Genomic DNA, 15084 nt, shown 5'->3' on the forward strand with positions numbered 1-15084 from the left:
CCGCGTCCCACGGTGAACTCTCGGCGCCACGGCCGTATTCGGCCACGAAGTTCTTCCCAGCAGGCTGGAAACTATGGCCTCCTCCGATGCAAGGTCAACCCTCCGGGACCTCCTCTTTAAAATAGGCTCTGACCAGCAGGTTCCTGCCTTGGAATTTTAATGGCGCCCTGAAATTTCAATTGAACGGACCGATGGAATTCTCTGCCATCGACGCCCTGGATGATCTGAATTCTCAAGACAAATAGCAGACACATAGCAGCCCGACGCATCGCGTGATGCGTCGGGCTGCCCTCTTCGCGTACGGGATACGGTCAGGCCGCCGCTCCGAGTTCTGCGGTGTCCAGGACATGGTCGCCCGGCCCGAGGGCGAGGGGTGCGCAGCCGGGGAGTTCCACGGTGGCCGTACAGCCTTCCGGCACCGTGATGTCGGCCTTCATGCCGGTGGCGGTGAGCTCCCAGGACAGTGCGGCCGTCCCGTAGGGAGTGTCATGGCGGACACGGGCCCAGTTGATGCCGCCCCCCGGGCGGGGCCGGAAAGAAAGCCGGCGGTAGCCCGGGGCGGTGGCGCTGATACCGCCGACCACCCGGTGCAGCCAGTCGGCAACGGCTCCGAGCGCGTAGTGGTTGAAGCTGGTCATGCCGCCCGGGTTGAGGGTGCCGTCGGGCCGCAGGCTGTCCCAGCGCTCCCAGATCGTGGTGGCGCCCATGGTGACGGTGTAGAGCCAGGAGGGGCACTCGGTCTGCAGCAACAGCTGGTAGGCGACGTCGAGGTGACCGTTATCGGTGAGGGCGTCGCAGATGAGCGGGGTGCCGACGAAGCCGGTGGAGATGCGCGCGCCGTCGGCGAGCACGATCTCGGCGAGGCGGTCGGCAGCCGGTCCGCGCTGTTCCGGCGTGAGCAGGTCGAAGGCGAGGGCGATCGCGTACGCGGTGGCGCTGTCGCTGGTGAGGCGGGCCGAGGGCAGGACGTACCGCCGCCGGAAGGCGTCGGCTGCCTCGGCGGCGAGTGCCGCGTACCGTTCGGCGTCAGCGTCGAACCCCAACTCCGCAGCGGCCAGGGCGAGATGTCGTGCGGAGTGGGCGAAGTAGGCGGTGGCGACGAGGTAGCGGTCGGTGCGGCCCGCGGCCGGGTCGTCAGGTGGGGCGGCCGGGTCGAGCCAGTCCCCCAGCTGGACGCCGGTGTCCCACAGGCGGGTAGGGCCGGCCAGGCGTTCGACCAGCTCGACCCATGCTTTGGCCATGGGGTAGTGGCGGCGCAGGAGTTCCAGGTCGCCGTAGCGCTGGAAGAGCGTCCAGGGCGTGAGGGTGGCGACGTCTCCCCAGGCGGCGCCGGGGTGGATCGGCGTCCACATCGGCTCGCCCGGGATGACGGGGACGTACCACGGGATCGTGCCGTCCGGGAGTTGTTCGATGCCGACGTCGGTGAGCCAGGAGTCGAGCAGGCCGGCGCAGTCGTGGAGGAAACTCGCCGTCGGGGCGAAGACCTGGATGTCGCCGGTCCAGCCGAGGCGTTCGTCGCGCTGGGGGCAGTCGGTGGGCAGGTCGACGAAGTTGCCGCGCATGCTCCACACGACGTTCTCGTGCAGGCGGTTGACGAGCGGATCGCTGCACTCGAACCATCCGGTGCGGCGCATGTCCGTGTGGTACACGCGGGCGGTCACCTGCCTCGCCGTCAGGTCGCCCGGCCAGCCGCTGACCTCGGCGTAGCGGAATCCGTGCAGGGTGAAACGGGGCTCCCAGGTCAGCGGTCCCGCGCCGGAGAGGATCAGGGTGTCGACGGACGTCGCCTCGCGCAGGGGGCGAGTGGCGAGCTCTCCGTCCTGGAGGACTTCGGCGTGCCGCAGGGTGAGGGTGGTACCGGCCGGTCCGTCGACGGTGACCCGGAGACGGCCGACGAGGTTCTGCCCGAAGTCGAGCAGGTGGCGTCCGTTGCCGGTACGGGTGACGGTGACCGGGGTGATCTCCTCGGTGCAGCGCACGGGCGGCCCGAGAGGTGCGACGAGGGTGCCGGCATCTCGTGCGCCCGTGCGGACCGGCGTCCAGTCCCCCGTGCCGGCCGCAGTCGGTGTGGCCCAGGCGGGATCGTGCAGGCGGGCGTCGAAGGTCTCCCCTTCGTACAGGCCGCTGGCGAGGATCGGGCCGGGCGCCGCTTCCCAGGTTCGGTCGGTGGCGACGACCTGCGTGGTGCCGTCGTCGTACTCCACCTCCAACTGGGCGATGAGGGACTGGTCGGTGCCGTAGATGTTGCGGGTGCCGCCGTCGAAGCCGTACCTGCCGCGGTACCAGCCATCGCCGAGCCAGGCACCGACGGTGTTGGCGCCCTCGGTGAGATGGGCGGTGACGTCGTGGGTGCGATACCGCAGCCGGTGCGGATAGACGGTCCAACCCGGTGCGAGCGCCTCGTCGCCGACGCGGCGTCCGTTGATCTCCACCTCGTACAGGCCGTGAGCGGTGACATAGAGGCGTGCGCGGGCGACGGGCCGGTCGAGACGGAAGTCCTTGCGCACGCGGGCGGGGCGGCGCTCGCCCTCGGGGTCCTCGTCCCAGTCGGCGCCCACGGGTACGGCCTGCCAGTCGGCGGCGTCGAGGAGTCCGGCCTCGACGGCTGCCGGTGTGCTCCACTCCGAGGGGTCCGCGGCGTCGGGAGTCCAGACGCGGACGCGGACGGTGGCGCGTTCCCGGGATGTCAGGGGGTCGCCGGGCCACGGCACGAGGACCTGCTCGGCGCTGTCGACGCGCCCGGTGCGGCGGATACCGCCACGGCGTTCAACTTCCAGCTCGTACGACACCTGGCGGCCGGTGCCTGCGGGCAAGGTCCAGGTCAGCCGGGGGGAGGCGACTCCGATGCCGAGTCCGTCCGGCAGGTGTTCGAAGCTGACCGGGGAGGGCTGAGCGGGGAGCAAGGGGAGAGCCTTCTTTCACGTGTGGTCACAGTCGGCAGCGTGACGGGTGGGCGCGGCGAACTCCCTGGAGCCGAGGGCCGGGAGACGGCAGGCCGGGGTGAGGACCGGGTCAGCCCTTCAGCGCTCCCGAGGTGAGGCCCTTCATGACCTTCTGGTTGAGGAAGAGGTAGATCAGGAGGGTGCCGAAGACGTTGATGCAGATGGCCGCGAAGAGGGGGCCGTACTGGGTGGCGCCGAAGTCGCCGGTGAAGTTGAGCAGGCCGACCTGGATGGTGCGCAGGTCCTGGTTGTTGGTGAAGGTCAGCGCGATGAGCAGGTCGTTCCAGATGAAGAAGAACTGCACCAGGCCGACGGTGAGCAGGGCATTGCGGACCAAGGGGAGGCTGATGGTCCAGAAGGCGCGCAGGATGCCGGCGCCGTCGATGGTGGCGGCCTCGAACAGCTCGCGGGGGACGCTGCGGTAGTAGGTGGCCATCATGAAGACGGTCAGGGGCAGGCCCGTGCCGGTGTAGGTGAGGATCAGCGGCCACAGGGTGCCGGACAGGCCGGTCTGGAAGTACACCGTGAACAGGGGCAGCAGGATCATCTGCGGCGGGACCATCATGCCCGCGAGGAAGACCAGCAGAGTGAGGCTGCGGCCCTTCCACACCATGACCTGCAGGGCGAAGCCGGCGGCGGTGCCAAGCAGCAGCATCAGCGCGAGTGCGGGGACGACGGCGAGCAGGCTGTTCTGTACGTAGAGGCCGATGTTGCCGGTCGTCCACGCCTCGGTGTAGTTGCCCCACTCCCAGGTGGTGGGCAGGCTCCAGGTGGAGTTGTTCAGGTAGTCGTCGTTGGACTTCAGGGAGGTGAGGAACATCCAGATCATCGGGTAGACCTCGACGACCAGCAGGAGAGCGACGACGACCTTGACCCAGAGGCGGCTTCCCGGACGGCCGCGCCGGGCCCGCGGGGCACGCACGGGCGCGTGCCCGGAGCCGCCTGCGGAGGTCTTCACGGGTGTGTCGATGGTGGCCATGACTCTCAGCCCTCCGTGAGGTCGCGCCGCGAGACGCGGTAGACGACCAGGCTCACCAGCAGGCACACGACGGTCAGCAGCAGGGCGATCGTGCTGCCGTAGCCGTAATCGCTGTAGGTGAACGACGTCTGGAACATGTACAGGGTCAGCGGGGTGGTGCCCGTGCCGGGGCCGCCGTTGGTCAACGCGACGATCGAGTCGAAGACCTTCAGCGTGCCGTTGATGCTGAAGATCAGCGAGGACATCAGTACAGGCAGGGACAGCGGCAGCACGATGTGGCGGACCAGCCTGAGTCCCGTGGCTCCGTCGAGGCGGGCCGATTCCAGGACCTCGTCGGGGATGTCGACGAGGCCGGCGAAGAGGAGTACCGCGTAGAAGCCCATGGAGCGCCAGATGTCCATGACGATCAGGACCCAGAATGCGCTGCCGGCGCTGCCGAAGAAGTCGACGGATTCGATGCCGAAGGCGTTGAGAAGGGAGTTGACCGGGCCGGTCTGTGGGGCGACCTGGAAGAACTTCTGGAAGAGCAGGCCGACGGCGACGGTGGGCAGCACGACCGGGAAGAACACCAGGGTGCGGACGAGCGCCGAGGCACGTTTGAGGAAGAAGACGTAGAGGAGCGCCAGGAGATACCCAGCGACCACCTGCCCGGCAGTGACGACGACGACGTACTTCAGGGTGAACCACAGGGCGTCGTGGACAGCCGAATCGTCCAGGAGGCGGGAGAAGTTGGCGACGCCGTTGCCGGTGAAGCCGTTGATCGTGTTGCCCTTGGTGAAGGAGTACCCGAGCGACCACATCATCGGGACCAGCATGATCAGGGAGTAGACGAGGAGGGCGGGACCGAGCAGGAGCACGATGGCCCTGCGGTCACCGAGTACGCGGTGCATGGGTGGTGTCCACTTTCTTCGGAGGGACGGGGACGGCCCGCGCGCGGCGGGGCGGGCAGGAGCGAGCGGGCCGTCCCCGGCCGGTCACTGGGCGGCCAGCGCGTCCTGAACGGTCTGCATGAACTGCTCGGGGCTCGTGCTGCCGCTGACCAGACCCGCCGCGTTCTGCTGGCTGACGGTGGTCGCCTTGGTGCTGAACAGGGCCTCGAACCACAGCACGTTCTGCTTCGAGGCACTGATGGTGTCCCGCACCTGGGTGGTGACCTCGTTGGCGTCCTTGACCTCGGTGTTCACCTTGAAGCCGGAAATGGAGCCGTGGTCCTTCAGCGCGGTGGAGCCGTAGTTCTTCGCGATGCAGGACACCCAGTCGCCGGTCTTCTTGTCGAAGGACTTCGAGGCGAAGGTGATACCCAGGCCGACGTTGGACGGGTACTGGTCCACGGAGCCCTTGCCCCCGGTCACCGCCGGGAAGGGCATGAAGCCGGTGTTCTCCGCACCGATCTTGTTCTGCTTGTCGTCGGAGATGTTCGCCAGTGCCCAACTGCCCATGTAGAACATGGCGGCCTTGCCGGTGAGGAACTGGTTCATCGCCGTGTCGTAGTCGATGGAGCCGACGCCCTTGCCGAAGTAGCCCTTCTTGCCGAGGGCCGCGACCTCCTCGGCGGCCTTCACGTACTCCGGGTCGGTCAGCTTCGCCTTGCCGTCCGCCACCTTCTGCAGGGCGTCGGGGCCGAGGCTGCGGTAGAGGTAGCCGCTGATGAGACGGGTGAGCGGCCAGCCCTGCTGACCGGATGCGGAGAACGGCTGGACGCCCTTCGCCTCCAGCTTCGCCGCGGCCGACACCAGCTCCTCCCAGGTGCCCGGCACCTTGATCCCGTTGTCCGCGAAGACCTTCTTGTTGTAGAAGATGCCCTCGATGTTGTACTCGTACGGCAGGACCTGGAGTTCCCCGCCGTACAGGGCCTTGATGGTGGAGACGGCGGCCGGCTCCAGCTGGTCGAGAGCGCCCAGCTCCTTGAGCTTGGCCTCCAGGTCGGCGACCTTGCCGGACTTGGCCAACTGCTGGGTGAGCGCCGGGGCGTTGCCCGCGGCGAACTGCACCGGCAGCGCGTCCTGGCCGGCCAGCAACTGGAGCTTCTGGTCCAGGCTCGCCTGCGGAACGGTCTCCACCTTCAGCGGCAGGGCGTCGTTCGCGGCCTTGCACTCGCCCTTGGACATGGTGGTCAGCGCCGTCTTCACGGTGGTGTTCTCGGTGACGCTCAGGTAGTCGAAGTTCTCGGGGGCGGAGGAGGAGCCGCCGGCCCCGCTGCCGCCGCACGCGGTGGCGAGCAGCGCGAGCGAGGCGGTGCCGGCGGTGAGCAGGCTCAGTCGCGCACGACGGGCGCGGGAGGTACGAAGGGGCACGGAGGACTCCCAAGGATCATGACGAGCGGGGCGAGGTGCGGGAAACAGCGCCAGGGGCGAAGTACGGGGCCCGGCAGCACGTGGGCAGCGACCCGGCAGAGCCGTGTAAAACGTTCTTCACAGCGAGTGGGCAACACCCTGCACCGCTCCCCCGCCACCGTCAAGACACAAGCAGGTAACACCGTGGTGATCAACGAAGGGCTTGACGGATAGCGGGGAGTAGCGTGTAGACCGTTACACCTACGACTACTCACTTCGGGACGTGGACCATGGACGGGGCTTCCGCAGCCAAGCCGAACAAGCGCGTGACCATCACCGATGTCGCCCGGCACGCCGGGGTGTCCACGGCTGCCGTCTCCAAGGTGATGCGCAATGCCTACGGCGTCAGCGAGGCCATGCGGGAGAAGGTCCAGGCGGCCATCGCCGACCTGGGCTATCGTCCGCACGCGGCGGCGCGAGGGATGCGCGGCCGGACCTACACCATCGGTGTACTGCTGGACAACGTCCGCAACGCGTTCTTCGCCGACATCCTCGACGGCATCCGGGACGAACTCCGCCACACCGACTACACGGTGCTGATCGGTGCGGCCGGCTTCGACCCCGAGGAACAGGCCCGGACCATCCGTTCCCTGGTGGACCGGCAGATGGACGGACTGATCCTCATCGCCCCGGGGACACCGCGCGCGGAGGTGCTGGAAACGGCCGCTTCGACGCCGACCGTGGTCATCGGGCACCACGACGCCTCCGACACCTACGACTCGGTCGTCGACGCCGACGACCTCGGCGCCGGTCTGGTGGTGGACCATCTGGTCTCGCTCGGCCACCGTGACATCGCCCTGGTCTCGGCCCCGGGCACCCGGGCCAACAAGTGGAAGCGCACACCGGAGGCCGTGCTGAGCGAGGGCTATCTGCACGCGATGCGACGGCACGGACTCGACCGGCTCGCGCGGGTCCACCACACCGCCTACTCCGACGACGGCGGCTTCAAGGCGGGCATGACACTGCTGACGGCCGACCGTCCGCCGACCGCCGTGATGACCGGTGCGGACGTCGCCGCACTGGGCGTCTACCGCGCCGCACACGAACTCGGCCTGCGCATTCCCCGGGACCTGTCGCTCGTCGGCTACAACAACACCGCGCTCGCCGCCCTGGCCCCCGTGCAACTGACCAGCGTGGACCAGGCGGGACACACCATGGGTTCCGCCGCCGCCCGGATGCTCGTCGAGCGCGTCGAAAGCCGAAGGGACAGAGCCATGCAGACCACGATGACCCCCCGTCTGGTGGTGCGCTCCACCACCGGCGCGCCGCAGGGACGCTAGGCCGTGGACCGGCGACCGACCGCCACTCCCCCAGCTCACCGCGAACGTGGCTCCGGCGGAGCGACGGCGGTGGCCGGACCTGTCGGCCGCCCACGTCCCCGGGTCGGCATCAAGGACGTGGCGCGGGAGGCAGGCGTCTCGCTCGGTACGGTCTCCAACGTCCTCAACCGGCCCGAGATCGTGTCCGAGGGAACGCGCTCGCGCGTCCTGGAAGTGATCGACTCCCTCGGCTACGTCCGGGCCGAGGGCGCGCGGCAGTTGCGCGGCTGGGCCTCCCGGGTGATCGCCGTCATGGTGCTCGATATGGCGAACCCGTTCTTCACCGCGCTCGCCTCCGGGGTGGAACAGGCCGCCCGTGAGGCGGACCTCGGCGTCATGGTCTGCACGGGCGCCCACGACCCGGCAGAGGCGGCACGTCACCTGTCGCTGATCACTTCGCACCAGGTCCGCGGTGCCGTGCTGGCCTCCGGCGAAGGAGTCGGGCGCACCGTCGCGGCCTTCCGCCGCAACGCCGTGCCCTTCGTCGTGGCCGACCAGTACGCGCCCCAGCCCGCGGCATGCTCCGTCGGCATCGACGACGTGGCGGGCGGACGGGCCGCGGTACGGCACCTGCTCGAGCGGGGCCACCGCTCCCTCGCCTACGTCAGCGGCCCCGACCGCCTCCAGCAGGTGCGGGACCGCCGCCGGGGCGCCCTCACCGCGATCAGCGAGTCCGGCCTGCCGTCCGCCGCGCTGAGAGAACTGTCCTGCGACGCCCTCACCGTGACGGCCGGCAAGGACGCCGGGCACCGCGTCCTCGGTCTGCCCGAGCGGCCCACCGCCGTCTTCTGCGCCAACGACCTGCTCGCCCTCGGTGTCCTGCAGGCCCTGTACGAGGCCGGTCTGAGAGTGCCGGACGACATCGCGGTGGTGGGATACGACGACATCGAATTCGCCGCGTCCGCCGTGGTACCGCTCACCTCGGTGCGACGACCGGCATCCGCTATGGGACGGCAGGCCGGCCGACTGCTCATCGAGGACACGGCCCACGGGATCAGGCACACGCACCGCCACGTCGTGCTGCAACCCGAACTGGTCGTACGCCGGTCGACGCTGGCGGCTCCCGCGCGCTGACGGGGTCGGCTCGGGGCCGTGGGGAGCGTGTGCGGGAGCGATGACGGGTACGGCGGGGAAGACGGGCACGGCGAAACTCCGGCCGACGGTACGGGAGGGTCGACCGCGGAGACGATGATCATCTCCGGCTGTCGGAGAGACGTCGAGCGAGAACGCACCGACGGGCCCCGTCCGAGCATGCGTCCTGCCGGGCGGCCCTGCCCACCCCCACCGTCATTCACGTTACGGATGGTGTCCATCCGTAAGGTGAATAGGGCCCTCCGTTCACGTGCGGGGCTTCGCTCATCCCCCGGTCTCGTCGGCCATCCGCCTGCCGACCCGGGCGGCGGTCTCGCGCAGCCAGATGTGGGCCGCGTCGTGGGTGTGCACCGGGTGCCACCACAACGCCTCTCGCAGGGGCACCGCCTCGTAGGGCGGCTCCACCACGCGCACGGCGGCGAGCGGGGCGAGGAGCCGTGCGAGGCGGGCCTGGATGAGGGCGATGCGCCGCGTTCCGCTGACCAGCAGCGGCATGATCTGGAAGCTGTCGACGGAGACCTCGACGCGGGGCTCGATGCCCAGCATCCCGAGCTGGCGCACGGCCGGGGCGTCATAGGTGCGCTGGTAGGTGACCCAGGGCAGCCGGGCCAGGTCCTCCCGGGTCAGCCGGTCGTCGACGCTCGGGTGGTCGTCGGCGACGAGGAAGACCCACCGGTCCTGGTAGAGGTCGGTGGCGGGGAAGTCGCTGATGACGCCGTGCGGCATGAGCAGGCCGTCGGTGGTGCTCAGCAGGGTGTCCGTGGCGTCCACCACGGTGGTCGGCGTCTGCGCGAAACGCAGCCGGATGCCGGGGGCCTCCTGGTGCACGACCCGGGCGAGTTCGGCGCCGAAGACGGCGACCGCGTAGTCGGACGCCACAAGCTTGAACTCACGGCTCTCCGTGGCCGGGTCGAAGTCCGCCTGGCTGGCGAAGAGACGTTCCAGCAGGTCGTAGGCGGTGGACGCGCGGTCGAGGAGAACCTGCCCGAGGGCGGTGAGTTCGTAGTGGCCGCCGACCCGGGCCAGCAGGTCGTCGTCGAAGTGCCGGCGCAGGCGGGAGAGTGCCGCGCTCATCGCCGGCTGGCTGAGGCCGACGCGCTGTCCGGCGCGGGTGACGTTGCGCTCTTCGAGGAGAGCGCGCAGGGCGACGACGAGGTTGAGGTCCAGGCGACTGAGATTCACGGCGACTTTTCTCGTTGTTCGGCGATGACCTGCGGAAATTCGACTCATGGATGACTGCCATCCACGGAATCTATTTCCCTGATCGCGGGTGGCGAGTCCAGATTAGTGCCATCGCAATCAGGAGGACATGTCCGTGAAACCTGAAGCCGCGTCCGCCCTCTTCGCCGGACCCTTCGCCCTCGCCACCCTTTCGGCCCTCGACGGGGCCGCCTTCCCCGCTCTCGTCACCTCCGACGCCCAGGTGATCGACCTGCGAGACGCTCTGGACGACGCCGACCTGAGCGTGCGGGACCTCCTGAACGACTGGGAGGCGGTGCTGCCCCGGTTGACGGCCCTGGCCGGCGACAGCGCGCCACGACGCGCGCCGCTGGCGGACTTCCGGGTGCACGCACCGGTCGAACCGCGCCAGGTGTTCCAGTCCGGCGCCAACTACCGGCAGCACGTCATCGACCTGCACGTCGCGCACCGCGCCCCGGGTGACGACCGGCCGGAGGAGGAGCGCCGCGCGGAGGCCGCGGAGATCATGGACCGGCGGGCGGCCGAGGACTTGCCGTACGTGTTCATCGGCCTGCCCAGCGCGATCACCGGTCCCTACGACGACGTCGCGCTGCCCGCGTGGGCCGAGAAGCCCGACTGGGAACTGGAACTGGCCGCGGTGATCGGCCGCCCGGCCTACCAGGTGTCCGTCGAGGAAGCCCTGGACCACGTCGCGGGCTACACGATCGCCAACGACCTGACCGACCGGGCCACCGTCTTCCGCCGGGACATGCCGCAGATCGGCACCGACTGGCTGCGCAGCAAGAACGCCCCGGGCTTCACGCCGCTCGGGCCCTGGATCGTGCCCGCCGCCTCGGTCGGGGACACGGGCGACCTGCGTCTGACGCTGAAGCTCAACGGCGAGACCATGCAGGACGAGTCGACCAAGGACATGATCTTCGACGTCGCCCGGATGGTCTCCTACGCCTCGCAGACCGCCCGGCTGCTCCCCGGCGACCTGGTGCTCACCGGCTCCCCGGCCGGCAACGGCATGCACTGGGGTCGGCTGCTGCGCGACGGCGACGTCATGGACGCCTCCATCACCGGGGTCGGCGCCCAGCGCACCCGTTGCGTGGCGGAGGCGGCCCGATGACGCTGGACCGCACGGACCCCGAGGGGTCGATCGCCCGGACCGCGAAGGCGTGCTCGAACTGGGGCCGCTGGGGCGGGGACGACGTGCTCGGCACGCTCAACTTCCTCGACGAGGCCAAGCGCCGCGAAGGTGCCGCACTGATCCGGCGGGGTGTCAGCTTCTCCCTCTCGCAGCGGTTCGACATCGACGGCCCGCAGAAGGGCTGGCGGCGGCGCACCAACCCGGTGCACACCATGCTGGACACCGGCACGGACGCGGCCCTCGGCAACCAGGGCCTGCCGCACGGCATCGGCGGCGCCGACGACGTCATCGCGATGCCGCTGCAGTGCTCCACCCAGTGGGACGGGCTCGGCCACATCTTCGACCACGGCAAGGCGTGGAACGGGCGCCCGGCCGAGCAGGTCGTCACCTCCGACGGCGACCAGGTCACCGGCATCGAGCACATGGCCCCGCATGTCGCCGGACGCGGAGTACTCCTGGACGTCGGCCGGGTCGTCGGTGAGAACGGTGAGCTGCCGGACGGCTTCGCGATCACCGAGGAGCACCTGGCCGCGACCGCCGAGGCGCACGGTGTGCGGGTGGGTCGCGGCGACATCGTCCTCGTCCGCACCGGCCAGCTCGCCCGGGTGCGCCGCGACGGATGGGGCGACTACGCCGGCGGGCCCGCCCCCGGCCTGTCGTTCACCACGGCGGGCTGGCTGCACGGCAGCGAGATCGCCGCGATCGCCACCGACACCTGGGGCTTCGAGGTCCGCCCGAACGAGTTCGAGCACGCCTTCCAGCCGCTGCACCAGGTCGCCATCCCCCACCTCGGCCTGCTGATCGGCGAGATGTGGGACCTGGAGGCGCTCGCAGCGGATTGCGCGGCCGACGGGGAGTACGCCTTCTGGCTCACCGCCGCGCCCCTGCCCATCACCGGCGCGGTCGGCTCACCCGTCAACCCGATCGCCGTCAAGTAAACAGCGGAACGAGGGAGTTCCCCATGAGCGAAGCCCGTAAAGTCCTGGTGATCGGCGGGGGTGCGGCCGGCAACGCCGTCACGATCCTGCTGCGTCGCGCCGGCCTCACCGTGGACCTGGTCGAGGCCAAGGACGACTGGAACGCCACCGCCGGCTCCGGCATCACCCTCCAGGGCAACGCCCTGCGCGTCCTGCGTGGACTCGGCGTCTGGGAGCAGGTGGAGACGTCCGGCTTCGGCTTCGGCTCCGTCGGCATCACCGCCCCCGACGGCACCGTCCTGCACGTCCAGGACGACCTGCGCACCGGCGGCGACGACCTGCCCGCCACCGTCGGCATGCAGCGCCCCCGGCTCCAGCAGATCCTCATCGACGCCGTGCGCGCCGGCGGCGCCGCCGTCCGCCTCGGCACCACCGCCGAGATCCTGGACCAGGACGCCAACGGCGTCTCCGTGCGCCTCTCCGACGGCACCGAGCACCGCTACGACCTCGTGGTCGCCGCCGACGGCCTCGGCTCCCGCACCCGCGCCGCGATCGGCATCAAGGACAAGCCGGAACCGACCGGCATGGCCATCTGGCGCATCGCCGCCCCGCGCCCGGCCGGCGTCACCCGTACCGACCTCGCCTACGGCGGCTCGGCCTACATCGCCGGCTACTGCCCGACCAGCGAGACCACCCTGTACGCGTACGTCGTCGAGGCCAACCGTGACCGCGCGTCGATCCCGCCGGAGTCGTACGCCGACGAGATGCGGCGCCTGACCTCCTCCTACGGCGGCTTCTGGCCGGAGATCACCGAGCACATCACCGACCCGGCGAAGGTCAACTACACCTGGTTCGACCGGCTGCTGGTCGAGGGCTCCTGGCGCCGCGGCCGGGTGGTGCTCGTCGGCGACGCCGCGCACTGCTGCCCGCCCACTCTCGCCCAGGGCGCCGCGCTGTCCCTGGAAGACGCCTGGGTGCTCTCGCAGATGCTGACCGGGTCCGACGCGTGGGACGACGTCCTGTTCCAGGCGTACTACGAGCGGCGGATCGCCCGTGTCCGCCCGGTCGTGGAGGCGTCCGTACAGATCGGGCAGTGGCAGCTCGACGGGGTGCGCGACGCGGACGTGCCCGGCCTGATGGGCCGCACGATGACCATGCTCCGGGAGCTGCCGTGACCGCCGAGAACGCGCCCACCGCCGTGACCGCGGCGAACGCGCCCACCGTGGACGTGCACGCCCACGTCCTGCTGCCCGAGGTCGAGGCGCTCGTCGCCGGCCTGCCCGGCCACCCCGAGGCCAGGGAGCTGGACGCCCGCCGCAACGGCCCCGCCGCCCTCGCCGTCAGCGGCCCCATGGTCCGCGAGCGCGTCCCGAGGCTGACCGACCCCGCCGTTCGCCTGGCCGCGATGGACGCGCAGGGCGTGGACGTGCAGCTGGTCAGCCCCTCGCCCTCGCACTACCACTACTGGACCGACGAGGACACCGCCGAGAAGCTGTACCGGCTCGCCAACGAGGCCACGGCCGCGCACTGTTCGACCGCCCCCGAGCGGCTGCGCGGACTCGGACTGGCCCCGCTCCAGCACCCCCAGCAGGCGGTACGCGCCCTGGACCACGCCCTGGAACAGGGCCTGGCCGGGGTGGAGATCTCCAGTCACGCCCCGGGACGCGACCTGTCCGACCCGGCCTACGAGCCCTTCTGGACCCGGGCCGGGGAAACCGGCGCGCTCGTCCTCCTGCACCCCTTCGGCTGCACCCTGGACGAGCGGCTGGACCGGTGGTACCTGTCCAACACGGTCGGACAGCCCACCGAGAACGCCGTCGCGCTGTCCCACCTGATCTTCTCGGGCGTGCTCGACCGCCACCCGGGGCTGACGCTGATCGCCGCGCACGGCGGCGGCTACCTGCCCACCCACATCGGCCGCTCCGACCACGCCTGGTCGGCCCGCTCCGACGCGGGCGCCGACTGCGCGCACCCGCCCAGCAGCTACCTGAAGCGGCTGTACTTCGACTCGCTGGTCCACGACCCGCACGTGCTGCGGGAGCTGATCCGGGTGGCCGGCGCGGACCGGGTGCTGCTCGGCTCCGACTTCCCCTTCGACATGGGCACCGAGGACCCGGTCGGCGCCCTGCGCGCCGCGCGCCTGTCCGACGCCGACTTCCACGCCGTCCGGGGCGGCAACGCCGTCGCCCTCCTCCGGAAGGACTGATCATCATGCGCCTGCTCACCCACCTGCGGCACGTCGACCTCGCCGTGCCCGACTACGACAAGCAGCTCGACTTCTACGCCGGCGTCTGGGGCCTGACCAAGGTCGCCGAGGACTCCGGCATCTCCTTCCTGGCCGCCGAGGGCTCCCCGGAGCAGTACGTCGTGCGGCTGCGCAAGGCCGAGGAGAAGCGCCTCGACCTCGTCTCCTACGGTGCCGCGTCCCCCGCGGACGTCGACACCCTCGCCGAGCGACTGCTCGCGGGCGGCGTCCAGTTGATCTCCCGGCCGGGCAAGGTCGAGACCCCCGGCGGCGGTTACGGCTTCCGGTTCTTCGACGTCGACGGCCGCACCATCGAGGTGTCGGCCGACGTCGAGGTCAGGCGGCACCGCAGGATCGAGGAGAAGGAGGCCATCCCGGTCAAGCTCTCCCACGTCGTCCTCAACTCCCCCGACCTGAACCGCACCCGCGAGTGGTACGAGCGCCACCTCGGCTTCGCGCTGTCGGACACGCTCAGCTCGCCGCACATGGGCGAGGTCATGCACTTCATGCGGATCAGCAGCCAGCACCACTCCATGGCCCTCGCGAAGGGCCCGCACACCGCGCTGCACCACATCTCCTTCGAGATGCGCGGCATCGACGAGTACATGCGCGGCTCGGGCCGCGTCATCCGGGCGGGCCACAAGAAGGTCTGGGGTCCCGGCCGGCACATGGCGGGCGACAACACCTTCACGTACTTCCTCGACCCGCACGGCAACACCGTCGAGTACACCACCGAGCTGGAGTGCCTGGACGAGGACACCTGGCACCCGCACGTCTACGACTTCTCCCAGCCCGAGGTCACCGACCAGTGGGGCACCGCCAACCCGATGAACGAACTGATCGCCAAGGAGTCGTTCAACGACCCCGACCGCGGCGTGTTCGTCGCCCCGCCGGTCTGATCCGCTCCCCGCGCACCGGGGACGCG

At 70.2% G+C, this 15084-nt stretch carries 12 protein-coding genes; 7 read left to right on the forward strand and 5 right to left on the reverse strand.

Features of this window, described 5'->3' with window-relative positions; translation table 11 throughout:
• Positions 1-311: 311 nt before the first annotated feature.
• The 4 genes from ACZ4V1_RS08325 to ACZ4V1_RS08340 all read right to left on the reverse strand — a co-directional run bounded on the left by ACZ4V1_RS08325 (position 312) and on the right by ACZ4V1_RS08340 (position 6215).
• Complete coding sequence (locus ACZ4V1_RS08325; RefSeq protein WP_468331265.1) at positions 312-2903, reverse strand: family 78 glycoside hydrolase catalytic domain; 2592 nt, start codon at positions 2901-2903, stop codon at positions 312-314.
• A 109-nt stretch (positions 2904-3012) separates the two neighbouring features.
• A complete protein-coding gene (locus tag ACZ4V1_RS08330; RefSeq protein WP_468331268.1) occupies positions 3013-3921 on the reverse strand; it encodes a carbohydrate ABC transporter permease in 909 nt (302 codons plus the stop codon).
• Between the two features lie 5 nt (positions 3922-3926).
• Complete coding sequence (locus ACZ4V1_RS08335; protein WP_468331271.1) at positions 3927-4811, reverse strand: carbohydrate ABC transporter permease; 885 nt, start codon at positions 4809-4811, stop codon at positions 3927-3929.
• Between the two features lie 84 nt (positions 4812-4895).
• Positions 4896-6215, reverse strand: coding sequence for an ABC transporter substrate-binding protein (locus ACZ4V1_RS08340; protein ID WP_468331274.1), 1320 nt, complete (start codon positions 6213-6215; stop codon positions 4896-4898).
• 269 nt (positions 6216-6484) lie between these two features.
• Here ACZ4V1_RS08340 and ACZ4V1_RS08345 point away from each other — a divergent pair, with 269 nt between their 5' ends.
• Both ACZ4V1_RS08345 and ACZ4V1_RS08350 read left to right on the forward strand, forming a co-directional pair.
• Positions 6485-7534 carry a LacI family DNA-binding transcriptional regulator gene (locus tag ACZ4V1_RS08345; RefSeq protein ID WP_468331277.1) on the forward strand — a complete coding sequence of 350 codons (1050 nt, stop codon included), beginning with the start codon at positions 6485-6487 and terminating at the stop codon, positions 7532-7534.
• 69 nt (positions 7535-7603) lie between these two features.
• On the forward strand, positions 7604-8647 hold the full coding sequence (locus ACZ4V1_RS08350; protein ID WP_468331280.1) for a LacI family DNA-binding transcriptional regulator: 1044 nt from the start codon (positions 7604-7606) through the stop codon (positions 8645-8647).
• 282 nt (positions 8648-8929) lie between these two features.
• On the opposite strand, the gene ACZ4V1_RS08355 is transcribed toward ACZ4V1_RS08350, so the two are convergent.
• Positions 8930-9847 (reverse strand): LysR family transcriptional regulator, encoded by a 918-nt coding sequence (locus ACZ4V1_RS08355; RefSeq protein ID WP_468331283.1) that lies wholly within the window; start codon positions 9845-9847, stop codon positions 8930-8932.
• A gap of 127 nt (positions 9848-9974) precedes the next feature.
• Here ACZ4V1_RS08355 and ACZ4V1_RS08360 point away from each other — a divergent pair, with 127 nt between their 5' ends.
• Genes ACZ4V1_RS08360 through ACZ4V1_RS08380 form a run of 5 tightly spaced genes read left to right on the forward strand, consistent with a single transcriptional unit; the run spans position 9975 to position 15058 of the window.
• Positions 9975-10976: a fumarylacetoacetate hydrolase family protein gene (locus ACZ4V1_RS08360; RefSeq protein ID WP_468331286.1), complete on the forward strand. Its 1002-nt coding sequence runs from the start codon at positions 9975-9977 to the stop codon at positions 10974-10976.
• On the forward strand, positions 10973-11935 hold the full coding sequence (locus tag ACZ4V1_RS08365; protein WP_468331289.1) for a cyclase family protein: 963 nt from the start codon (positions 10973-10975) through the stop codon (positions 11933-11935). Before ACZ4V1_RS08360 ends, ACZ4V1_RS08365 begins: the two co-directional genes overlap by 4 nt.
• A gap of 23 nt (positions 11936-11958) precedes the next feature.
• Positions 11959-13089: an FAD-dependent oxidoreductase gene (locus tag ACZ4V1_RS08370; RefSeq protein WP_468331292.1), complete on the forward strand. Its 1131-nt coding sequence runs from the start codon at positions 11959-11961 to the stop codon at positions 13087-13089.
• Positions 13086-14120, forward strand: a complete 1035-nt coding sequence (locus ACZ4V1_RS08375; RefSeq protein ID WP_468331295.1) for an amidohydrolase family protein — start codon at positions 13086-13088, stop codon at positions 14118-14120. Before ACZ4V1_RS08370 ends, ACZ4V1_RS08375 begins: the two co-directional genes overlap by 4 nt.
• 5 nt (positions 14121-14125) lie before the next feature.
• Positions 14126-15058, forward strand: coding sequence for a VOC family protein (locus ACZ4V1_RS08380; RefSeq protein WP_468331298.1), 933 nt, complete (start codon positions 14126-14128; stop codon positions 15056-15058).
• The last annotated feature ends 26 nt before the right edge of the window (positions 15059-15084 follow it).

It is taken from the genome of Streptomyces sp. NPDC028991 (assembly GCF_055564775.1).